Here is a 21,487-nt window from a genome sequence, read left to right on the forward strand (position 1 = left end):
GCCAAGCATAAGATTACCGGAGGCAGCTTTGAAGGAAAAGAAGATCCCGATGAGAAAATGCGTCGGCTGCGGAGGATCGAAGCCGAAACGCGAACTGCTCCGCGTCGTCTCGCCCAAGGATGAGGAGATCTTTCTCGACCTTACCGGCAAGGCGGCCGGCAGAGGCGCTTACATCTGCGCCGACCCCGATTGCCTCGCGAAGGCGCGGAAGGCGCGGCGGCTCGAACACGCGTTCGAGCGGCAGATACCTCCGGAGGTCTACGATATGCTCGAAAGAGAGCTTACGGAGGCGATAAAGTGACCGCTGACGAAAGAATACTGCATTACCTCGGGCTCGCAGTCGTTTCGCGGAACGCCGAGCTGGGCGTCGACAAGACGCTCGCGGCGCTGAAACGGCACAAGCTGAAGCTCGCGGTGTTCGCCTCGGACGGCGAGCGCACCGCCGAAAAGGCGAAGCGCGGCTGCGAAGAAGCGGGCGTGCCCGTGCTGACCGGCGGCTTCGACAAGGCCGCGCTCGGCAAAGCCGTCGGCGCGGGAGCGACCGTCGTCGTAGGCGTCAGGGACAAGGGACTTGCCGCCGCCATTCTGAAAGTTACGGAGGAAAGCGTATGTTAAATAAATATAAGCTTGGAGATCTCGCAAAAGACCTCGATATGCAGGCGAAAGACGTAAGCGCCATTCTCAAGGATAAGCTCAACGCGGAAAGAGCGTCTGGCGCCATCCTCGAGCTTGATGAGCTGGATATAATCTTCCAGACCGTCCTCGACGGCTTCAAGCCGAAGCCGGAGGCGCTGCTCGCCTACTTCGCCGCCGCCAACGAGCCGCGCGCGAAGGAGCCGGAGAAGCCCGCGGAGCCGGAGCCGAAGCCCGAGAAGCCCGCCGAGAAGCAGGATAAGCCCGAGCAGAAGCAGGGCAAGCCCGCGCAGCAGGGCGCCGCGATCCCGCCGCGTCCGCAGAAGCAGGATAAGCCGAAGGGCGAACGCCCCATCCGCGGAGCGCAAACCGTTCGCGTCGTCGACACGAAATCCGGTCTCGTCGGCGTCAACCTCGCCCGCTACGACGAGCGTATAGACAACCTCGTGCCCGAGCGCCAGAAAGAGCTCTCCCGCCGCAAGCAGAAGGTCGGAAAGAAGCAGGGCTTCCGCCGTCCCGTGCTGAGCCGCAAGGACACCGAGGCGGAGAAGATGAAGCGCATCGCCTTCGAGAAGGCGCGCAACGCGCAGCTCAAGATCACGATCCCCGACGAGATCACCGTCGGCGAACTCGCCACCCGTCTGAAGAAGACCGCCGCCGAGGTCATCAAGAAGCTGATGAGCGTCGGCGTTATGGCGAACGTCACCGAGACCGTCGACTACGACACCGCCGCGATCATCGCCGACGAATTCGGCGCGAAGGTCGAGCGCGAGGTCCACGTCACGATAGAAGAGCGCCTCCACATCGCCGACGGCGAAGACGACGCCGAAGGCAACGTCGTTCCGCGTCCGCCCGTCGTCGTCGTTATGGGACACGTCGACCACGGCAAGACCTCCCTGCTGGACGCCTTCCGCCACTCCGACGTCGCCGCCGGAGAAGCGGGCGGCATAACCCAGCACATCGGCGCCTACCAGGTCAAGCTCAACGACAGACTGATAACCTTCCTCGACACCCCCGGCCACGAGGCGTTCACCGCGATGCGCGCGAGAGGCGCGCAGGCGACGGATATTGCGATCCTCGTCGTCGCCGCGGACGACGGCGTCATGCCGCAGACGATCGAGGCGATAAACCACGCGAAGGCGGCGGGAGTTTCCGTCATCGTCGCGATAAACAAGATCGACCGCCCGGGCGCGAATCCCGAGCGCGTCAAGCAGGAGCTCACCGAATACGGAATCGTGCCGGAGGAGTGGGGCGGCGAAAACATCTGCGTGCCCGTCTCCGCGAAGACGCGCGAAGGCCTCGATACGCTGCTTGAAATGCTGCTCCTGACCGCGGACGTCAAGGACTTCAAGGCGAATCCCGACCGTCCCGCGAAGGGCATCGTCATCGAAGCCCGCCTCGACAAGGGCCGCGGCCCCGTCGCCACCCTGCTCGTGCAGAACGGCACCCTCCGCGCCGGCGATATAATCATCGCTGGCAAGAGCGTCGGCCGCGTCCGCGCGCTGACCAACGACAGAGGCGCGACCATCGAGGAAGCCGGCCCCTCCACCCCCGTCGAGATCACCGGTCTCGCCGAAGTGCCCGAAACCGGCGACGTCTTCAACGTTGTCGCGGACGAATCCCTCGCCCGCAAGCTCGTTGAGCAGCGCCGCACCGAGGAGCGCGAGCATCAGTCCAAGAACGCCGGCAACGTCACGCTCGAGGACCTCTTCTCCCGCATCCAGGAAGGCATGCTGAAGGACCTCAACATCATCGTCAAGGCTGACGTTCAGGGCTCCGTGGAGGCGGTCAGCGCCTCCCTGCAGAAGATCTCCAACGACGAGGTCCGCGTGAACATAATCCACGGCGGCGTCGGAGCCGTCAACGAGAGCGACGTCATGCTCGCCTCCGCCTCCAACGCGATAATCGTCGGCTTCAACGTCCGTCCGGACGCCACCGCCGCCGAGACAGCGAAGGCGAACAACGTCGATATCCGCCTCTACCGCGTCATCTATCAGTGCATCGAGGAGATCGAGGCCGCCATGAAGGGCATGATGGCGCCGAAGTTCCGCGAGGTCGTCGGCGGCCACGCCGAAGTTAGACAGACCTTCAAGGTCTCCAAGCTCGGCGTCATCGCCGGTTGCTACGTCACCGACGGCACGATCGTCCGCGGCAGCAAGATCCGCGTCCTGCGCGACAACGTCGTCGTCGCCGAGGACGATATGGACTCCCTGCGCCGCGTCAAGGACGACGTCAAGGAGGTCAAGAGCGGCTTCGAGTGCGGCATCAAGCTCGAGAAGTTCAACGACATCAAGGAAGGCGACGTGCTGGAGGCCTTCACGATCGAGGAATACAGAGAATAACAAACGGAGGAAGCCCCCGAAATATCGGGGGCTTTCCTGCTTTTTAGGGAGATTTTCGGAATGAAATACAAATGCGCCGTCTTCGATATGGACGGCACGATACTCGACACGCTGCGCGACCTGATGGACGCGCTGAACTACGCGCTGCGGCTCTCCGGCCGCCCCGAGCGGACTCTCGACGAGGTGCGCTCCTTCGTCGGAAACGGCATAGTTATGCTGATACGGCGCGCCGCGCCCGACGCCGGGGACGAAGCGCTCGAAAAGCTGCACGCCGATTTCCGCGAATGGTACGCGCCGCACTGCGCCGACCGCACCGCGCCCTACGAGGGCGTCCCGGAAGCCGTCGCCGCGCTGCGCGAAGCGGGAGTGCGCACCGCCGTCGTTTCCAACAAGTCCGAGCCGGAGGTAAAGGCGCTCTGCGAACGCTTCTTCCCCGGGCTTTTCGAGGCGCAGATAGGCGTCACCGCCGGCTCGAAGCCGAAGCCCGCGCCGGACTCCGTCTTCGCCGCGCTGAAGGCGCTCGGCGCGGACGCCTCCGAAGCCGTCTATATCGGCGACTCCGAGGTGGATATGCAGACCGCCGCAAACGCCGGACTGCCCGCGATCGCGGTCGCGTGGGGGTTCCGCGGCGCGGATTTCCTGCGCTCCCTCGGCGCGGCAACGATAATCGACAGCCCGCGCGAGCTGGTCGGATTGATATTGTAATTATTTTTCGGTTGACAAATTCCGCTTGATGCGGTTATTATATTATCAGTTGATTATTTCCTTCGGGATAACGAAAGGATGGTTTTAACATGAAAAAACGCTTACTTTCCGTGCTGCTCGCGTTTGCGCTCGTGCTCGGGTTGCTTCCGCTGACGGCGATCACCGCCGCTGCGGCGAGCGACCTCGACAACGCGCTGAACGTTTCCGGCGGCAACCTGAAATTCAGCAGCAGCGGCAGCTATCCCTGGACCGCCGTCAACGACGGCACGCGCGTTTACGCGACGAGCGGCAACGCGGGCGTCGCGAGCTCTGAATCCGTAATGACTCTTTCCGTCTCCCCGACGAGCGCCACCGCCGTCTCCTTCGAATTCATGGCGTGGGGCGAGACCTACAAATCCCAGCCCTGCGACGTATGCACCTTCTACATCGACAACGTGGCGCAGTTCAGCTACGGCGCCCTCTGCAACAACTGGGAAACCTATACCGCGCCGCTTTCCGCGGGCGCGCACACGCTCAAATGGGAGTATAAAAAGGACAGCTCCGAAGACCCGGTGCTCGACTTCTTCGCCGTCGACAACGTCAAGATCGGCATCGACCGCTATCCCCTCTACGCGAAGGGAACGCAAGTGACGACCGCCAACTGCCGCGACGTTCTCGGCGACGGCAAGCTTTCCTTCGATCCGAGCAGCAACACCCTCACCGTCTCCGGCACCGAATCCGGCCTGCAGGCGGTACTTATCAGCGAACTCGACGGTCTTACCGTCAAGACGACGGCCGACTCTACGTTTATGAACATTGGTTCCGGTCCCGCCGTTTCGCTGAAGGGCAATACCACCTTCGTCAGCGAAGGCGGCAGACTTTCGCTGATGGCAATGAGCGGTAACGCTCTTGCCTTTATCGGCAGCAATACCACGCTGTATTTCTACGCCGCCGATTTCTACGCGAAGGGCACGACCGGCGGTATCGTTTCCACCGGCTCGGGCAACAGGCTCAACGTCAAGGCTTCGGCCGTCCGCGCCGAAGCCGAAAGCGGCAACGCCGCGGTCGCAGGTTTCGGCGGCGGCATCACTTATTCCGACTGCAACCTTACCACCCCGAATAACGCCCAGATATCCAACGGCCGCATCAACAGCGGCAGCTCTGCCGCCATTCAGGCCGTTTTCACTCTCAACAACGCGACGCTCTACGGCATCTGCACCGCCGATTTCGGCGGAAGCAACAGCGATAAGTGGTTAAAATTCGAAAGCACCTCGAGCAAGACCGTTACCGCGCTCGGCGCCGCGCCCGACAACTCCTACGCAGTCGCGTACGCCTACGGAACGATCTACGGCATTACCAACGCCGACGACAACGGCAACGGCGGCGGCATACTGTGGACGGCGCCTTTCGGCAATCCGGGCAACTACACGCTCGGCAAGCAGGTATACAACGGCGACGGTACGCTGCGCTCGATGACCTACGACTATACGGGCAATAAGCTCTTTGTGCTCATAAACTCCGGCACCTCCTCGTCGCTTTATTCGCTTAATCCCTCCACCGCGGCGCTGACCGAAATAGGCGCTCTCGGCCAGAACTTCTACGGCATCTGCGCTGACGAAAACGGCACGATCTACGGCATAAACAGCCTCGGCATGCTCTACACTATAAACGGCAAAACCGCCGAAACGACGTTCCTTCTTGCCACCGGCTACGCCTGCAAATACGTTCAGGATATCGCCTATGACTTCGACACCGGCGACATCTACTGGGCGCGCGTCTACTCGACGAGCGACGGCGAGCATGGGCTCTGCCGCATAAACAAGACCACCGGCGAAACCTTCGTTCTGAATAAGATCGGCCCCTCCGGCGCCGAGATCGTCGGTATGTTCGCCGTTCCGGCGAACGAGCCCGGCGCACCGCAGTCAAAGAAGGGCGATATGGACAAGGACGGCGAGATCACGGTCAACGACGCGCTGAAGGCGCTGCGTATCGCCGCGAAGCTTGCCGCAGCGTCCGATGAGGATATGCTTATAGGCGACGTCGACGGCGACGGCGATATCACCGTCAACGACGCGCTGAAGATCCTCCGCGTCGCCGCGAAGCTCGCCGACGAAAGCAGTCTGGGATAACCTCCCGTCCGTCGTCCCGGACGAAGCGAGAGGCCCCGAGCCTTTCGCATCCGTCCGCGTATGGAAACCGGATTCCGCAAATACGGCAAAAACCGCGCAGCCCCGTCAAAGGGCGTGCAGATAAGTCTTATCTGCACGCCCAAATCGGCGGGGCTGCCTTTTTTATCTCCCTAATTGTGAAGAAAATGTGAAAAAACCGTTGACAAACGGGAAAAAATATTGTATAGTATTGATAGTCAGACTATCAATACTCATATTTCCACGTTTTTTCTATTCCCGCGGAGGCGCAGAATGAACAAACTCAACCGGAGCGAGCTGACGGCGATAGTCGCCGCGGCCGCGGACCTTTTCCTCGAAAACACCATCGAAGCGACCTCGATAAAGGACGTCGCCGCGCGCGCCGGATACGGCGAGGCGACGATCTACCGCCGCTTCGGCACGAAGCAGAACCTCGCGGTGCAGGCCGCCTCTCACCTCGCGCTCGGAGTGCTGGGTCGCTACTTCGACCTCGACGCCTGCAGGGACGGCTTCTCCGCGCTCGCGGAGTTTTACCGCGCGTTCCTGCGCGTATTCGAGGACGACCGCCGCTACTTCCGCTTCATCCGCGAGCTCGACTCCTACTTCCTGCGCGACGCGGAGAGCAAGGAGGAATACGAGGACATCATATTCCTCTATTACCACCGCTTTCAGCGCGCCTACGAGCGCGGGCTCGCCGACGGCACCGTGCGCGAAATCGAGAAGCCGGGCGTCTTCTACTACGCCTCCTGCCACGCGCTGCTGAATCTCTGCAAGGCGCTCTCCGCCGACACGCTGCTGCGGCAGGACGAAAACGCGCACCCCGAATACGAGGTCGCCGCGCTGATAGACATGATACTCTATAACCTCGTGCCGTAACGGCGCTCATCAGGGCTTTGCCGCTCGTCCGGGCGGTGATAATACGTTTTTCCAAAATACAAATACGGGAGGGAAGAGTTACTCCGGACGGTAACGCTTCAACACGCTATGAAAAGACTGACCAAAAAGAAGATGATCATCTTCGCGATCGGCCAGCTCGGCTGGTCGATGCTCAGCGGCATCATCAACACCTGGCTCGTCACCTTCTACCTGCCGGCGCAGGTCGACATCGAAGGCGGCGCGACGCAGTACATCACCCCCGGTCTCGTCATATTCGGATTCCTGACGATACTCGGCCTGATCACCGCGCTCAGCCGTATCTTCGACGCGATCACCGACCCGCTGATCGCAAACATGAGCGATCGCTTCAACAACAAGTGGGGCAGGCGCAATCCCTTCATGCAGTGGGCGGCGATACCGCTCTCCGTCGTGACGGTGCTGCTCTTCTGCGCCCCCGTGAAGGCCATCAGCGGCATAAACGTGCTGTGGATCTCGATCTTCATCGTCCTTTTCTACACCTTCATGACTATGTACTGCACGCCCTATAACGCGCTGATAAGCGAATACGGCAAGACGCAGGACGACAGAATGTTCATCTCCACCGCGATCTCGCTGACCTTCTTCTTCGGCACGCTGCTGGCGTACACCCCCTTCGTTTTCGCGGGAATGCTGCGCAGCTCCGGGCTCACCTACGACTGGAGCTACCGCGCCTGCTTCATCGTGCTCGCGGTCGTCGCCTGCGTATGCATGCTGCTGCCGACCTTCCTCATTCGCGAGAAGGAATACGTCGACACCAAGCCCTCGAACACCAACGTCTTCAAGTCGCTCGCCGCGACCTTCAAGAACCGCGAGTTCCGCGTCTTCGTCAGCTCCGACATCATGTACTGGATCGGCCTGACGCTTTTCCAGACCGGTCTGCCCTTCTTCGTCAAGGTCTCGATGGCGCTCGACGAAAGCTACACCATGATATTCATGGGCGCGATGACCGTGCTCTCCGCCTGCTTCTATCCCTTCGTTTCCGGGCTCGTGCGTAAGTTCGGCAAGAAGAAGCTGACGATCTGCGGCTTCCTCGGGCTCGCGCTTGCGTATCTGATCACCGCGATGATCCGCTTCGTCGCCCTGCCGGGCGTCGTCTACGGCGCGGCCATCTGCATCATCGCCGCCTTCCCGATGGCGCTGCTCGGCATCATCCCGCAGTCCATCGTCGCCGACGTCGCGGAAGCCGACGGCATTGTCACCGGCGAAAACCGCGAGGGTATGTTCTTCGCGGCCCGCACCTTCGCGATGAAGTGGGGACAGTCCATCGCGATGCTCGTCTTCACCTCGCTCGCCATCTTCGGCACCACCCAGAACGTCAACGCGAACGACATCACCGCTTCCCCGAAGGGTCTGACTATAGTCGCCTTCGCCGCGGTCGCCTTCTGCGTGCTCGGTGCGGTCATCCTCGGCCTCTATAACGAGAAGAAGGTCATGAAGACCATCGACAAGTCCGGAAAGACGCCCGACGAGCTGCCCGAGACCCGCAAGTACATCGACGTACCGCTCGCCCCCAACGCGCCCGAAATGCCCGGCAATCCCGGAGCGAAGGACGCCGAGTAAGCCTATGGAACGCGGATTCACTTTATCCTATTTCGCGGACGGCGAACGCCGCGAACTGATAAACGAAACCGAAAACGCCGACCTTGCCGTCGTCCTGACCGACGACGGCAGGCGCCGCGTCGTCACCGCGCGCGCGAAGACCGAAGTCGAGCTCGCCGAATACCGCGAGGAGCTCCCATTCCGCGTGAGCAGGGACGGGTTATGCTTCACCAACGGCTACCAGTCCTGGACCGACAGCGCGGAGCGCCGCCTCAGCGAAAAGGAGCGCGACGTCACCCGCCTGCCGCGGAAGCTCGTCAACGCCTTCTCGTTCGACCGCTACGGCGACGCGGCCTTCTACCCCTACTCCCGCCGCAAGCTGCACGGCTACGACGTCTTCTACGTCAAGGGCGGCGACGGCGGCTGGGCGGTAAACCTCAACTCAAACAACGCCTGGCTCGTCTTCGAGGTCGACCGCGGGAAGGGCGGAGTCTCCGCCGTTTCCGACGTCGCCGGCGCGAAGCTCGCGCCCGGCGCGGAGTTCACCGTCTGCGACTTCGTTTACGGCAGCGACTGGAAGGGGCTGCCCGACGAGTATTTCCCGAAGCGCGATATCAAAAAGATCTTCGGCTACACGTCGTGGTACAACTACTACCAGAATATCAACGAAGAAATACTGCTGCGCGACCTCGAGGGGCTTGACGGCCGTTTCAACCTCTTCCAGATCGACGACGGCTACGCCGAACACGTCGGCGACTGGCTCGATGTCGATAAGGAGAAGTTCCCGAACGGGCTGGAGCCCGTCGTCGAACGCATACGCGGACGCGGCTTCACGCCGGGGATATGGCTCGCGCCGTTCGTCGCGGAGGAGAAGAGCCGCCTCTTCGAGGAGCACGCCGACTGGTTCAAAAGCGGCGACGACTGCGGCTTCGTCAAGTGCGGGTGCAACTGGTCGGGCTTCTACGCCCTCGACCTCGGGAATCCCGACGCGCTCGGGTATATACGCCGCTGTCTGAAGCATTATCTCGATATGGGCTTCGGCTTCTTCAAGCTGGACTTCCTCTACGCCGCCTGCCTGCCGCGCTATGAAGGGCTCACCCGTGCGCAGGCCGCCGCCCGCGCCTTCGATTTCCTGCGCGACGCGCTCGGCGACGCGCTCATTCTCGGCTGCGGCGCGCCTTTATCGAGCTCCGCCGGCAGATTCGACTACCTGCGCGTCGGCCCGGACGTTTCGCTCGACTTCGACGACAAGTGGTTCATGCGGCATATGCACCGCGAACGCGTCTCCACGAAGGTCACGCTGCAGAACACCGTCTACCGCTCCTTCGCGGACGGGCGGATGTTCGGCTGCGACCCCGACGTTTTCCTGCTGCGCGACCGCAATACGAAGCTTTCGCCCGAGCAGCGCCGCGCGCTGCTGACGCTGAACGCGCTCTTCGGCAGCGTGCTGATGACCTCCGACAACCTCGCGGAGTACGACGAAGCGAAAAAAGCCCTGCTCGCGCAGGGACTTGAGCTTTTCCGCGAAGCCGAGGTCACCGGCTTCAGCCGCGGCGGGCATATGATAAGCGTCGAATACAAGCTCGGCGGCGAAACGAAAACGATACTATACTTCACCGACAAAGGAGTGCTCGTATGAACGACAGAACGGCCGTCATATTCGGCAACGCGATGGACAAAAAGACCGTCCGCGCCGCCGAAAAGAGCAAACAAAGCTATATCAAAAAGTTCGGCGACGACAGCGCCGCCGATTACAAAATAAACTTCGAGCCGATAGAAGCGCTCGACTTCATCGGCGCTCAAAACGTCGTCTTCGGCGAAGAGAACGCCGAATTCGGCGGGAATCCGCTCATCGTCGGCAACATCCGCATGGGTTTCGGTCACTACCGCATCTCCATCGCGATGGCGTCCTGCGCGAAGGCGCTGGGCTTCACGCCCTACTGGCTCGACCTCGCCTCCTTCGACGCGACCGGCTCGAAGATGATACGCAAGCAGAACGACATGTATTCCCTCGCCTCCCGCATCTCGCAGAAGTCGCGGCTTTTCAACAAGTTAGTATGGGAGCCGCTCAACTGCGAGGGCTTCAAGAAGATAACCTACAACGCGAAGGATCAGAAAAACAGCGAGCTGCTCGCGCCGATCTTTAAGAACATCCCGAAGGATATCCCCTATATCGCCACGCACGTCTGGCCCGCGCAGGGCGCGGTGCACGCCGGGATGACGCACGTCGTCAACGCGATCCCGGATAACTGGCCGATGGGGCTTCATCTCGCGGAGGGCTCGATGCACGCCGTGCAGACGCCCTTCGCCTACCTCGGCTACAAAACGCTCGACGGCTTCGCGAAGACGCCGCTGAAGGGCATTCCCGAATCGCAGCTGAAGATGGTCGGCCGCTACGTCGACCACGAGCTGCTCGCCGGGCTGGAGGAGGACAACGCCCGCAGGATCGAACGCGCGAAGGCGGGCAGACCGCTGCGCATCCTGCTGACCGTAGGCGGAGCCGGAGCCGGAGGCGGCACCTTCGCCGCGATGATAAAGCACCTGCTCCCCTACGTCAGGGCGAAGAAGGCGGCGCTCTTCATCAACGCCGGCGACCACGCCGACGTCTGCGAAGCGATGGCGAAGAAGGTCGGAGTCGAGAACGAGGCGCGCTTCCTGCGCAACGACTGGGCGGGGCTGAAGCAGCTCGTCAGCGGCCTGCGCGACGGCGACGCCGAGGGCGTGACCTTCATCTGCGACGACGACATCTTCCGCGCCGTCTACGGCACGAACATGCTGATGCCCGTCTGCGACCTGCTCGTGACGAAGCCGAGCGAGCTCGTCTATTACCCGATCCCGAAGGTGTTCATGAAACACATCGGCGGGCACGAGGTCTACGGCGCGATCAGCGGCCGCGAGCTCGGCGACTCCGACAACGAGTACCCCGACGTCAAAGACCTCAACGCCGCGCTCGACCGCCTGCTGAACGACCGCGAACTGCTCCCGCACTTCTGCGGGCGCATAAACGAACTGAAGGCGCAGGGCGCCTACGACGGCGCTTATGAATGCGTCAAACTCGCCTGCGGCGAGTTTGACTAAATGAATACTGAAGATTGAATAATAAATAATGAATAATTATTGAACAAAACCGCTTCCCGTGGGAAGCGGTTTTGAACGTTAATTATTATTTTTTAAGTATTCAGTCTTCAGTATTCATTAAAAACCTTTTCAGGTTTTTAAGTCCCTCGGCGATGCCCTTTTCGGGCGGGTCGGAGCCCTCGTATTCGACCGACCACCAGCCGTCGTAGCCGGCGGCGCGGAGCGTCTTCACGCTCTGCTCCGCCTTCGCCGCGCCGCGGCCGATATTGCAGCCGCGCAGCTTGTTGCCGCCGCGCGTCGTCAGCCAGTCCGCGCAGGAGTCCGCCTCCGACGCGGGTCTGAAAAGGAAATCCTTGCAGTGGACGTGGCGCGCGTAAGGCGCGAGAACGGCGACGCTGACGGGCGGATCTTCGTCGACGCACATGAAGTTGCCGATATCGACCAGCGCGCCGAAATTCGGGTGGCAGACCGCCTTGATGAGCGATTCGACGCGGCGGGCGTCCTGCGAGAACTGCCCGTGATTCTCCGTCAGCGTCTTCACGCCGGCGGAGGCGGCGTATTCGGTCACGCGGCGTATGCCCTCCGCCATATACGGAACGGCCGCCTCGTAGGTCTGCGGGTACGGCTCGGGCAGCGGCCCGCGCGCGGCGTCGTGCCGCAGGAAGACGCATCCGAGCTCGGCGGCGACGTCCACGCGGCGCTTCAGTTCCTCGACCTGCGCTTCCGTTTCAGACGCGGACGGCGTCGCGAAATGCGCGCCGCAGCAGAGGTTCACCGGCGTTATCCCCGCCGCCGCGCAGGCGGCGCGCAGCGCCTTCGCCTCCTTCAGCCCGACCTCGTCGTATTCCATAAACTCTATGCCATCAAAGCCCATTTCCGCCGCCTCGTTCACGACGGCGATAAGCCCCTCGAGCGTTTTTTCTCTCGTCCAGTAAAATCCGTAGCTGCTGACGCAAAACTTCATACCATCACCCCACACCGCTATTCTAATCCACGCCGTGCGAAAAATCAAGTCTTTTTGCCCGCCGACTTGATTTCCGGCGGCGCGAATGTTATAATCAAATCAAACTCCACGGAGGAAAACGCTATGCCGAACTTCACGAAGACCGCGATAAAATCCGCATTTATGGCTCTTCTTGATAAAAACCCGCTGAGCCGCATCACCGTCAGGATGATCGTTGACGAATGCGGGATCCACCGCAACTCCTTCTATTACCACTATGACGACATCCCCGCGCTGATCGAGGAGATCATCACCGAGGAGGCCGAGCGCATCATCTCCGCGCACCCGACCATCGACTCCGCCGAGGACGCGATAAGCGCCGCGATCGACTTCGGCAGCGAAAACCGCCGCGCGATACTGCACATCTATAACTCCGTCAGCCGCGACATCTTTGAGCGCTATCTCTGGAAGGTCTGCGACTATATCGTGGAGGCGTATTCAAAGCGCGTTCCGCCGACGGCGCCGATAAGCGAAGGCGACCGCGGAGTGATCGCCGGCTTCTATAAGTGCGCATTTTTCGGCATCGTGGCGGATTGGCTCGCCGGCGGGATGAAGACCGACGTGCGCGCCTGGGCGGCGCGCCTGTGCGCTCTGCATCGCGGCGTGCCGGAGGAGATGCTCCGCCGCGCCGCGAAGAGCTGACGCGCCTTAAAGCTCCGCAAGCCATTGACGCCATACCCAAAACGCCGTCCGCGCGACGGCGTTTTTTTCGTCCGATTTGAGTTGGATATTTTCGTGCATATGCACAAAAAATGTGCACGTGTATATCTTTGTCCGTGTTGCGGCGGAGCTCTGCAATATATAATTATCGTATAAAAACGAGAAATGATCGGGAGTGATATTATGAGATTCGCAAGGGCGGTGGTGAAATACCGCGTGCCTATACTCATCGTCACGCTGGTGCTGATGATACCCGCCGTACTCGGCTTCGTCGGCACGCGCGTCAACTACGATATGCTCGACTACCTGCCGTCCGATATGGACACCGTCGTCGGTCAGAACGAGCTGATGAACGACTTCGGCAAGGGCGCGTTCTCCTTCATAATCGCGGAGGATATGCCCGCGAAGGACGTTTCCGCGCTGAAGGCGAAGATCGAGCAGGTGGAGCATGTCGAAACGGTGCTCTGGTACGACTCGATCGCGGACGTCTCCGTGCCGATGGAGGTGCTGCCCGACGAGCTTTACGAGGCGTTCAACAGCGATAACGCCACGGTGATGGCGGTCTTCTTCGACAGCGCGACCTCCGCCGACGTAACGATGGACGCGATACGCGAGATACGCTCGATCGCGGGCAGGCAGTGTTTCATCTCCGGAATGTCCGCGCTCGTGACCGACCTGAAGGACCTCTGCGAACGCGAGGAGCCGATATACGTCGCGATAGCGGTCGCGCTCGCGCTCGCCGCGATGACGCTCTTCCTCGACAGCTGGCTGATACCGCTGGTGTTCCTGCTCTCCATCGGGCTGATGGTGATGCTGAACCTCGGCACCAACTACTTCTTGGGCGAGATATCGTACATAACCAAGGCGCTTTCGGCGGTGCTGCAGCTCGCCGTCACGATGGACTACTCCATCTTCCTCTGGCACAGCTACAACGAGCAGCGCGAGCTCTGCCCCGACGACCCGAAGGAAGCGATGGCGCGCGCGATCAAGTCCACGCTGACGAGCGTCGTCGGCAGCTCGGTCACGACGGTGGCGGGCTTCATCGCGCTCTGCTTTATGTCCTTCACGATGGGGCGCGACCTCGGAATAGTTATGGCGAAGGGCGTTCTGCTCGGCGTCGTCGGCTGCGTGACGGTGCTTCCCGCGCTGATTCTCGTGCTCGACAAGCCCCTGCAGAAGACGAAGCACCGCTCGCTCATACCGAAAACGCGCGGCTTCGCGAAGCTCCTCGTCAAGTTCTTCCCCGTCCTGCTGGTCGTCTTCTTCGCGCTGATCCCGCCGGCGTACTACGGCTACGCGAAGACGAACTCGGAGGTCTATTACGATCTCGGCGAGGTGCTGCCGCGGGATATGGAGAGCATCGTAGCCAACACCAAGCTGCGCGAGGAGTTCGATATGGCGTCCACGCACATGCTGCTGGTGGAGACCTCCGTGCCGCAGAAGGACGTCCGCGCGATGACGCGCGAGATGCGGCAGGTGGACGGCGTGAAGCACGTGCTCGGGCTGACTTCGCTGCTCGGCTCCCGCGTGCCGGTGGAGGCGCTGCCCGACTCCGTCACCTCCCTGCTTCGCAGCGACAAGTGGGAGCTGATGCTCGTCAGCTCAGAATACCGCGTCGCGAGCGACGACGTCAACGCGCAGGTCGCGGAGCTCAACACGATACTCAAGAAATACGACGCGGGCGGCCTGCTCATCGGCGAAGCGCCCTGTATGAAGGATATGATCGACACCACCGACCGCGACTTCCGCGTCGTCAACATAGTTTCGATACTCGCGATCTTCGTGATAATCGCGCTGGTCGAGAAGAGCGTTTCGCTGCCGTTCATACTCATAGCGGTCATCGAGCTCGCGATCTTCATAAACCTCGGACTGCCGCACTACCTCGGGCAAAACCTGCCCTTCATCGCCCCGATATGCATAAGCACGATACAGCTCGGCGCGACGGTCGACTACGCGATACTGATGACGACGCGCTACAAGACCGAACGCCTCGGCGGCAAGGACAAACGCTGGTCCGTATACACCGCGCTCGTGAATTCGATACCGTCGATAGTCGTTTCCGGTATGGGGCTTTTCGCCGCGACCTTCGGCGTCGCCCTCTATTCCGATATAGATATGATAAGCTCGATGTGTATGCTGATGGCGAGAGGCGCCGTGATAAGTATGGTAATGGTCATCCTCGCGCTACCCGCGCTGCTGATGCTCTGCGACAGAGTCGTATGCGCGACCACCGCTGGAATGACGCATTTGAGAAAAACGGGCGCCGCCCGTTCCGATACGGAGGGAAAATGATATGAGAAAGAACGTTATGAAGATACTCGCGGTATGCCTTTGCGCCGCGATGCTCGCCGCGGGCTGCGGCGGCGTCAACTCCGCCGCCGTGCCGGAAGCCGACGCGACCGCCGTTTCCGGCGTTGAAGCCGCGGTGAACGAAACCGCGGCCGGCGCTTCCGCGGACGCGGGATACAAGGACGAAACGGTCTACGTGCTCGCCGATGCCGAGGGCGCGATCAGCAAGATAATCGTCAGCGACTGGATAAAGAATCCGTCCGGCGCCGCCTCGATAACCGACTACACCGAGCTGACCGACGTCGAGAACGTCAAGGGCGACGAGACCTACACGCTCGGCGGCGACGGAACGCGCGTCTGGAAGGCGGACGGGAACGACGTCTGCTATCAGGGGCGCGCCGACAAGGAGCTGCCCGTCTCCGTCAGCGTAAGCTACACCCTCGACGGAAAGAGCGTCGCTCCGTCTATGCTCGCCGGCAAAAGCGGAAAGGTAACGATACGTTTCGACTTCACGAACAGGCAGTATGAGACCGTGAAGGTCGGCGGCGAAAGCGTCCGCGTATACGTTCCCTTCGCGATGCTGACCGGAATGATACTCGACAACGCCGCCTTCACCGACGTGCAGGTCACGAATGGCAAGATCATCAACGACGGCGAACGCACCTTCGTCATAGGGCTCGCCTTCCCCGGACTCGCCGAATCGCTCGGCGTTTCCGGCGACACGATCGAGATCCCCGACTATATCGAGATCTCCGCGCAGACGAACTGCTTCGCCACCGACACCTGCGTCACGCTCGCGACGAACGGGCTTTTCAACGATATCGACGCCGGCAAGTTGGACGCCTCCTCGCTGACCGACTCCGTCGACAAACTCGGCGGCGCGATGGGACAGCTTCTCGACGGCTCCTCCAAGCTCTACGACGGACTCGCTGCGCTGCTGAACAAGTCCGGCGAGCTGGTCGCCGGCATCGACGCGCTCGCGCAGGGCGCCTCCGCGCTGAAGGACGGCTCCGCGCAGCTCAACGGCGGCGCGGCGCAGCTCCAATCGGGCGCGGCGCAGCTCTGCGAAGGGCTGAAGACGATCGCCTCCAACAACGACGCGATCAACGGCGGCGCGAAGCAGGTCTTCGAGACGCTGCTCGCCACCGCGCAGACGCAGCTTTCCGCCGCGGGGCTCGAAGTTCCGCAGCTCACGGTCGAAAACTACGCCGACCTGCTTTCCGCCGTCATCGCCTCCCTCGACGAGGACGCGGTATATCAGAAGGCGCTTCAGGCGGTGACCGCCGCTGTCGAAGCTGAACGCGGCTACGTGACCGAGCAGGTCACCGCCGCCGTGCGCGCGCAGGTCGAAGCCGAAGTCACCGCCGCCGTGCGCGAAAACGTCGCGGCGCAGGTCGTCCCCGCGGCGACCGGTATGAGCAAGGTGGACTATGACGCCGCCGTCGCCGCCGGATACGTCGACGAGGCGACGCAGGCCGCCGTCAGCGGCGCGATAGACGCGCAGATGGCGTCCGACGCGGTCGCGGCGACCGTCGCGCAGAACGTCGAGGTGCAGATGGCGACCGATAAGGTGCAGGGCGCGATCGCGCAGAACGTAGAGGCGCAGATACAGAAGGCGATCTCCGACAATATGGCGGGCGAAGAGGTGCAGGCGCAGCTCGCCGCCGCCTCCGAGGGCGCAAGGCGGATCATCTCGCTGAAGACCTCGCTCGACAGCTATAACGCCTTCTACCTCGGACTGCTCGCCTACACCGGCGCGGTCTCCGACGCCGCCTCCGGCGCCGCTTCGCTGAAGTCGGGCGCCGACGGGCTGAAGGACGGCTCCGGCAAGCTCGCGGAGGGCGCTTCGCAGCTCAACGACGGACTCGCCGCGCTGAAGAACGGACTGCCCGCGCTGACCGAAGGCGTCACGCAGCTCCGCGACGGCGCGATGCGGCTTTCCGGCGGACTCAGGCAATTCTCCGAGGAAGGCATAGGCAGGATCGCGCAGCTCCTCGGCGGCAAGCTCGGCGGCGTGCTTGAACGCCTCAAGGCGGTCATCCGCGTTTCCGAGGATTACCGCAGCTTCGGCGGCATCGCCGACGGCGCCGACGGAAGCGTCAAGTTCATCTACCGTCTCGACGGCGTGAGCGCGAAGTAACGCCCGCAAAAAAGCGTAAAGAAACACCCCCGTCCCGCAGGATCGGGGGTGTTTTTGCGTTCGCTTGTATTCCGCGCGGATACGCGCATTATTCCGTAAACAGCGGGGTGGAGTAGTATCTGTCGCCGCTGTCGGGGAGGAGCGCGACTATCGTCTTGCCCTTGTTCTCCGGCCGCTTGGCGATCGTCAGCGCCGCGTGCAGCGCCGCGCCGGAGGAGATGCCTACGGAGACGCCCTCCTTTTTCGCCAGCAGCTTCGCGGCGGCGAAGGCGTCCTCGTTCGTCGCGCGGAAGACCTCGTCGTAGACGGAGGTGTTCAGCACGTCCGGCACGAAGCCCGCGCCGATGCCCTGAATCTTATGCGGGCCGGCGACGCCCTCCGAAAGCACCGGAGAGGAATCCGGCTCGACGGCGACGACCTTGACGGCGGGGTTCTGCTCCTTGAGGTATTCGCCGGTGCCGGTAACGGTGCCGCCGGTGCCGACGCCCGCGACGAAGATATCGACTTTGCCGTCGGTGTCGCGCCAGATCTCGGGGCCGGTGGTCGCCTTATGGATAGCGGGGTTGGCGGGGTTGACGAACTGCCCGGGGATGAAGCTGTCCGGGATCTCCGCGGCGAGCTCCTCCGCCTTCGCGATCGCGCCCTTCATGCCCTTCGCGCCGTCGGTCAGCACCAGCTCCGCGCCGTACGCTTTGAGTATGTTGCGGCGCTCGACGCTCATCGTTTCCGGCATAGTCAGAATGATGCGGTAGCCCTTCACGGCGGCGATGGAGGCAAGGCCGATGCCGGTGTTTCCGCTCGTCGGCTCGATGATGACGGAGCCGGGTTTGAGCAGTCCCTTCTTCTCGGCGTCCTCGATCATCGCCTTCGCGATCCTGTCCTTGACGCTTCCCGCGGGATTGAAGTATTCGAGCTTCACGAGCACCGTCGCCTCCAGCGACAGCTCTTTTTCTATATTCACTGTTTCGACCAGCGGCGTGTTGCCGATGAGTTCTATCGCGCCTTTGTAGATATTAGCCATTGTTATCCTCCTTTACTGAATCGCGGCGAAGCCGTTCTCAAGGTCGGCGATGATATCGTCGACGTGTTCCGTGCCTATGGAAAGGCGTATCGTGCCTTCGCGTATGTCCTGCTCCTCAAGCTCCCGCGGCGAAAGCTGCGAATGCGTCGTCGTCGCCGGGTGGATGACGAGGGATTTGACGTCCGCGACGTTCGCCAGCAGCGAGAAGACTTTGAGCGCGTCTATGAAGCGCCACGCTTCCTCCCTGCCGCCCTTGATATCGAAGGTGAAGATCGAGCCGCCTCCGTTGGGGAAGTATTTCTCATAGAGCGCGTGCTGCGGATGATCGGGCAGCGAGGGGTGGTTGACGCGCTCGACAAGCGGATGCTTCGCGAGGTATTCGACGACCTTCTTTGTGTTCTCCGCGTGGCGCTCCAGGCGGAGCGACAGCGTTTCTATCCCCTGCAGCAGCAGGAACGCGTTGAACGGCGAGATCGCCGCGCCGGTGTCGCGCAGCAGTATCGCGCGGACGTAGGTGACGAACGCCGCCGGGCCGGCCGCCTCCGTGAAGGCGACTCCGTGGTAGCTCGGGTTCGGCGCGGCTATGTTCGGGTACTTCTCCGGAGTCCACGCGAACCTGCCGGAGTCGACGATTATGCCGCCGAGCGTGGTGCCGTGGCCGCCGAGGAACTTCGTCGCCGAGTGGACGACGATATCCGCGCCGTGCTCTATCGGGCGGAAGAGGTAGGGCGTGCCGAAGGTGTTATCCACAACGAGCGGAACGCCGGCTCCGTGCGCAATCTGCGCGAGCGCGTCGATATCCGGTATGTCGCTGTTCGGGTTGCCGAGCGTTTCGGCGTAGACCGCCTTCGTATTCGGGCGTATCGCCGCCCTGACTTCGTCAAGATCGTGTATGTCGACGAAGGTCGTTTCGATCCCGTACTGCGTGAGCGTGTGCGCCAGCAGGTTGTAGCTGCCGCCGTAGATCGTCTTCTGCGCGACGATATGCTCGCCCTGCCGCGCGAGCGCCTCTATCGTATAAGTGATCGCCGCCGCGCCGGACGCGACCGCGAGCGCCGCGACGCCGCCCTCCAGCGCCGCGACGCGCTTCTCGAGCACGTCCTGCGTGGAGTTGGTCAGGCGTCCGTAGATGTTGCCGGCGTCGCGCAGGCCGAAGCGGTCCGCCGCGTGCTCCGAATTATGAAAAACGTAGCTCGTCGTCTGGTATATCGGCACCGCGCGCGAATCGGTCGCGGGGTCCGCCTGCTCCTGCCCGACGTGGAGCTGAAGCGTCTCGAATTTATATGCCATGGATGTCAGTCCTTTCTTTTTTCTGGATGTTTGCCGTAATAGTCCTCAATGGCGTTCAGTATCGCTTCCTCGGCGAGCACCGAACAGTGCATCTTGTACGCCGGAAGCCCGTCGAGCGCCTCCGCGACGGCTTTGTTGGTCAGCGCCTTCGCCTCCGAAAGCGGCCTGCCCTTGATGAGCTCGGTCGCCATCGAACTGGAGGCGACGGCGCTCGCACACCCGAAGGTCTCGAACTTCACGTCGCTGATTGTATCGCCGTCTATTTTCAGATAGATCCGCATTATGTCGCCGCATTTCGCGTTGCCGACCTCTCCGACGCCGTCCGCGTTCTCGATAACGCCGACGTTGCGCGGGTTGCGGAAGTGATCCATCACCTTTTCGCTGTAAAGCGCCATTTTATCACCTTCTCAAAGCTGAGTTTTGTATCACAGAATAAACTCCGATTTGCCTGAAACGAGGTCGCGCCAGACGGGAGAAAAACCGCGCAGGCGTTCGACGACCTCCTTCACCGACGAGATCATATATTCGACCTCGGCCTCCGTCGCGTCCTCGCCGAGCGTCAGCCGCAGCGAGCCGTGAGCGACGTCGTGAACTCTGCCGATGGCGAGCAGGACGTGGCTCGGATCGAGCGAGCCGGAGGTGCACGCCGAGCCGGAGGAGGCGCATATGCCCGCGTCGTCCAGCATCAGCAGCAGCGATTCGCCCTCTATGCCCTCGAAACAGAAGTTGACGTTCGAAGGCAGGCGCCGCTTCGCGTCGCCGTTCAGCGCCGAGTGAGGTATCTCCGCGAGCCCCGCTATGAGCCGGTCGCGCAGCGCCGTAAGCCTCGCGGCGTTCGCCGCCATGCCGCCGACGGATTCCTTAAGCGCCGCTGCCATAGCCGCGATACCCGCAACGTTTTCCGTTCCTGCGCGGCGGCCGCCCTCCTGCGCTCCGCCTTCTATCAACGCCGCCGGCTTCACGCCGCGGCGGACGTAAAGGAAGCCGACGCCCTTCGGCCCGTGAAACTTATGCGCCGAGGCGGAAAGCATATCGACTTTGTCGGCGTTCACGTCGACCGGTATGTGCCCGACCGCCTGCACCGCGTCGGTGTGGAAAAGCGTTCCGCGGCGGCGGCAGATCTCTCCTATTTCGCTTATCGGCTGGATGGTGCCGATCTCGTTGTTCGCGTACATAACGGTGACAAGGCAGGTGTCGTCCCTTATCGCCGCCTCGACCTCTGAGGCGCGTACGATCCCGTCCGCGCGAACGGGCAGGTAGGTCACCTCGAAGCCGTCCTTCTCGAGCTTCGCGAGGGTGTGGAGCACCGCGTGGTGCTCGACGGCGTCGGAAACTATGTGCCGCCTGCCCGCCTTTCTGCCGAGTTCGGCGGCGGTAAGCAACGCCTGGTTATCCGATTCCGAGCCGCCGGAGGTGAAGATTATCTCCCGCGGCTCCGCCCCGATACATCGGGCGACCTCCGCGCGCGCGGCTTCGAGCGCTTCCTTCGCGCGCTGTCCCGCCCCGTAAAGGCTGGACGGGTTATACCAGCAATCGTCTATATACGGCGCCATCGCCGCTTTCGCGGCCGCGCTCATTTTCGTCGTCGCGGCGTTATCCGCGTATATGAACATGGTCTCACCTGCCGTTCGTTACCGAGATTATACAATCAATTGCCTACTATGTCAATAGGTAATTGAAAAATTTTTTTGAAATTATTTTCGGGCGGCTCTTGATTTGCCTATTTAACCTGTGGTATAATAGGCG

Annotated in this window: 17 protein-coding genes; 12 read left to right on the forward strand and 5 right to left on the reverse strand. The window is 61.9% G+C overall.

Features of this window, described 5'->3' with window-relative positions; all coding sequences use genetic code 11:
• Positions 1 to 28 precede the first annotated feature (28 nt).
• The 9 genes from J5441_07345 to J5441_07385 all read left to right on the forward strand — a co-directional run bounded on the left by J5441_07345 (position 29) and on the right by J5441_07385 (position 11,338).
• Entirely contained in the window at positions 29 to 301 is a 273-nt protein-coding gene (locus J5441_07345) for a YlxR family protein (GenBank protein ID MBO4934960.1), read from the forward strand.
• Positions 298 to 615, forward strand: coding sequence for a ribosomal L7Ae/L30e/S12e/Gadd45 family protein (locus J5441_07350; protein ID MBO4934961.1), 318 nt, complete (start codon positions 298 to 300; stop codon positions 613 to 615). The genes J5441_07345 and J5441_07350 overlap by 4 nt, the downstream gene beginning before the upstream one ends.
• On the forward strand, positions 609 to 2,975 hold the full coding sequence (infB, locus tag J5441_07355) for a translation initiation factor IF-2 (protein ID MBO4934962.1): 2,367 nt from the start codon (positions 609 to 611) through the stop codon (positions 2,973 to 2,975). The genes J5441_07350 and infB overlap by 7 nt, the downstream gene beginning before the upstream one ends.
• 60 nt (positions 2,976 to 3,035) lie before the next feature.
• The gene (locus J5441_07360; protein MBO4934963.1) at positions 3,036 to 3,680 is read left to right on the forward strand and encodes an HAD-IA family hydrolase; all 645 of its coding nucleotides are present in this window, start codon (positions 3,036 to 3,038) and stop codon (positions 3,678 to 3,680) included.
• Between the two features lie 89 nt (positions 3,681 to 3,769).
• Positions 3,770 to 5,788 (forward strand): dockerin type I repeat-containing protein, encoded by a 2,019-nt coding sequence (locus J5441_07365; GenBank protein ID MBO4934964.1) that lies wholly within the window; start codon positions 3,770 to 3,772, stop codon positions 5,786 to 5,788.
• 291 nt (positions 5,789 to 6,079) lie between these two features.
• On the forward strand, positions 6,080 to 6,682 hold the full coding sequence (locus J5441_07370; GenBank protein MBO4934965.1) for a TetR/AcrR family transcriptional regulator: 603 nt from the start codon (positions 6,080 to 6,082) through the stop codon (positions 6,680 to 6,682).
• A 108-nt stretch (positions 6,683 to 6,790) separates the two neighbouring features.
• Positions 6,791 to 8,281: an MFS transporter gene (locus J5441_07375; GenBank protein MBO4934966.1), complete on the forward strand. Its 1,491-nt coding sequence runs from the start codon at positions 6,791 to 6,793 to the stop codon at positions 8,279 to 8,281.
• 4 nt (positions 8,282 to 8,285) lie between these two features.
• A complete protein-coding gene (locus J5441_07380) occupies positions 8,286 to 9,899 on the forward strand; it encodes an alpha-galactosidase (protein ID MBO4934967.1) in 1,614 nt (537 codons plus the stop codon).
• Positions 9,896 to 11,338 carry a hypothetical protein gene (locus J5441_07385; GenBank protein MBO4934968.1) on the forward strand — a complete coding sequence of 481 codons (1,443 nt, stop codon included), beginning with the start codon at positions 9,896 to 9,898 and terminating at the stop codon, positions 11,336 to 11,338. Before J5441_07380 ends, J5441_07385 begins: the two co-directional genes overlap by 4 nt.
• Positions 11,339 to 11,438: 100 nt before the next feature.
• Here J5441_07385 and J5441_07390 read toward each other — a convergent pair whose 3' ends face one another.
• The gene (locus J5441_07390) at positions 11,439 to 12,302 is read right to left on the reverse strand and encodes a sugar phosphate isomerase/epimerase (protein MBO4934969.1); all 864 of its coding nucleotides are present in this window, start codon (positions 12,300 to 12,302) and stop codon (positions 11,439 to 11,441) included.
• Between the two features lie 123 nt (positions 12,303 to 12,425).
• Here J5441_07390 and J5441_07395 point away from each other — a divergent pair, with 123 nt between their 5' ends.
• The 3 genes from J5441_07395 to J5441_07405 all read left to right on the forward strand — a co-directional run bounded on the left by J5441_07395 (position 12,426) and on the right by J5441_07405 (position 17,430).
• Positions 12,426 to 12,983 carry a TetR family transcriptional regulator C-terminal domain-containing protein gene (locus tag J5441_07395; GenBank protein ID MBO4934970.1) on the forward strand — a complete coding sequence of 186 codons (558 nt, stop codon included), beginning with the start codon at positions 12,426 to 12,428 and terminating at the stop codon, positions 12,981 to 12,983.
• Positions 12,984 to 13,184: 201 nt separating this feature from the next.
• Entirely contained in the window at positions 13,185 to 15,293 is a 2,109-nt protein-coding gene (locus tag J5441_07400; GenBank protein MBO4934971.1) for an MMPL family transporter, read from the forward strand.
• Position 15,294: 1 nt separating this feature from the next.
• Positions 15,295 to 17,430, forward strand: a complete 2,136-nt coding sequence (locus J5441_07405; protein MBO4934972.1) for a hypothetical protein — start codon at positions 15,295 to 15,297, stop codon at positions 17,428 to 17,430.
• An 88-nt stretch (positions 17,431 to 17,518) separates the two neighbouring features.
• On the opposite strand, the gene cysK is transcribed toward J5441_07405, so the two are convergent.
• The 4 genes from cysK to J5441_07425 are packed head-to-tail and all read right to left on the reverse strand — an operon-like array spanning position 17,519 to position 21,354.
• Complete coding sequence (cysK, locus tag J5441_07410) at positions 17,519 to 18,451, reverse strand: cysteine synthase A (GenBank protein MBO4934973.1); 933 nt, start codon at positions 18,449 to 18,451, stop codon at positions 17,519 to 17,521.
• Positions 18,452 to 18,463: 12 nt separating this feature from the next.
• Entirely contained in the window at positions 18,464 to 19,741 is a 1,278-nt protein-coding gene (locus J5441_07415) for an O-acetylhomoserine aminocarboxypropyltransferase/cysteine synthase (GenBank protein MBO4934974.1), read from the reverse strand.
• A 5-nt stretch (positions 19,742 to 19,746) separates the two neighbouring features.
• The gene (gene nifU / locus J5441_07420; protein ID MBO4934975.1) at positions 19,747 to 20,136 is read right to left on the reverse strand and encodes a Fe-S cluster assembly scaffold protein NifU; all 390 of its coding nucleotides are present in this window, start codon (positions 20,134 to 20,136) and stop codon (positions 19,747 to 19,749) included.
• 30 nt (positions 20,137 to 20,166) lie between these two features.
• On the reverse strand, positions 20,167 to 21,354 hold the full coding sequence (locus J5441_07425; protein ID MBO4934976.1) for an aminotransferase class V-fold PLP-dependent enzyme: 1,188 nt from the start codon (positions 21,352 to 21,354) through the stop codon (positions 20,167 to 20,169).
• Positions 21,355 to 21,487 lie beyond the last annotated feature (133 nt).

This window comes from Clostridia bacterium (assembly GCA_017620395.1).
Classification (GTDB): Bacteria; Bacillota; Clostridia; order Oscillospirales; family RGIG8002; genus RGIG8002.

Coding starts and splice junctions, on each gene's coding strand:
- infB (MBO4934962.1), top strand. CDS start 609: ATGTTAAATAAATATAAGCTTGGAGATCTCGCAAAAGACCTCGATATG.
- J5441_07360 (MBO4934963.1), top strand. CDS start 3,036: ATGAAATACAAATGCGCCGTCTTCGATATGGACGGCACGATACTCGAC.
- J5441_07365 (MBO4934964.1), top strand. CDS start 3,770: ATGAAAAAACGCTTACTTTCCGTGCTGCTCGCGTTTGCGCTCGTGCTC.
- J5441_07370 (MBO4934965.1), top strand. CDS start 6,080: ATGAACAAACTCAACCGGAGCGAGCTGACGGCGATAGTCGCCGCGGCC.
- J5441_07375 (MBO4934966.1), top strand. CDS start 6,791: ATGAAAAGACTGACCAAAAAGAAGATGATCATCTTCGCGATCGGCCAG.
- J5441_07380 (MBO4934967.1), top strand. CDS start 8,286: ATGGAACGCGGATTCACTTTATCCTATTTCGCGGACGGCGAACGCCGC.
- J5441_07385 (MBO4934968.1), top strand. CDS start 9,896: ATGAACGACAGAACGGCCGTCATATTCGGCAACGCGATGGACAAAAAG.
- J5441_07390 (MBO4934969.1), bottom strand. CDS start 12,302: ATGAAGTTTTGCGTCAGCAGCTACGGATTTTACTGGACGAGAGAAAAA.
- J5441_07395 (MBO4934970.1), top strand. CDS start 12,426: ATGCCGAACTTCACGAAGACCGCGATAAAATCCGCATTTATGGCTCTT.
- J5441_07400 (MBO4934971.1), top strand. CDS start 13,185: ATGAGATTCGCAAGGGCGGTGGTGAAATACCGCGTGCCTATACTCATC.
- J5441_07405 (MBO4934972.1), top strand. CDS start 15,295: ATGAGAAAGAACGTTATGAAGATACTCGCGGTATGCCTTTGCGCCGCG.
- cysK (MBO4934973.1), bottom strand. CDS start 18,451: ATGGCTAATATCTACAAAGGCGCGATAGAACTCATCGGCAACACGCCG.
- J5441_07415 (MBO4934974.1), bottom strand. CDS start 19,741: ATGGCATATAAATTCGAGACGCTTCAGCTCCACGTCGGGCAGGAGCAG.
- nifU (MBO4934975.1), bottom strand. CDS start 20,136: ATGGCGCTTTACAGCGAAAAGGTGATGGATCACTTCCGCAACCCGCGC.
- J5441_07425 (MBO4934976.1), bottom strand. CDS start 21,354: ATGTTCATATACGCGGATAACGCCGCGACGACGAAAATGAGCGCGGCC.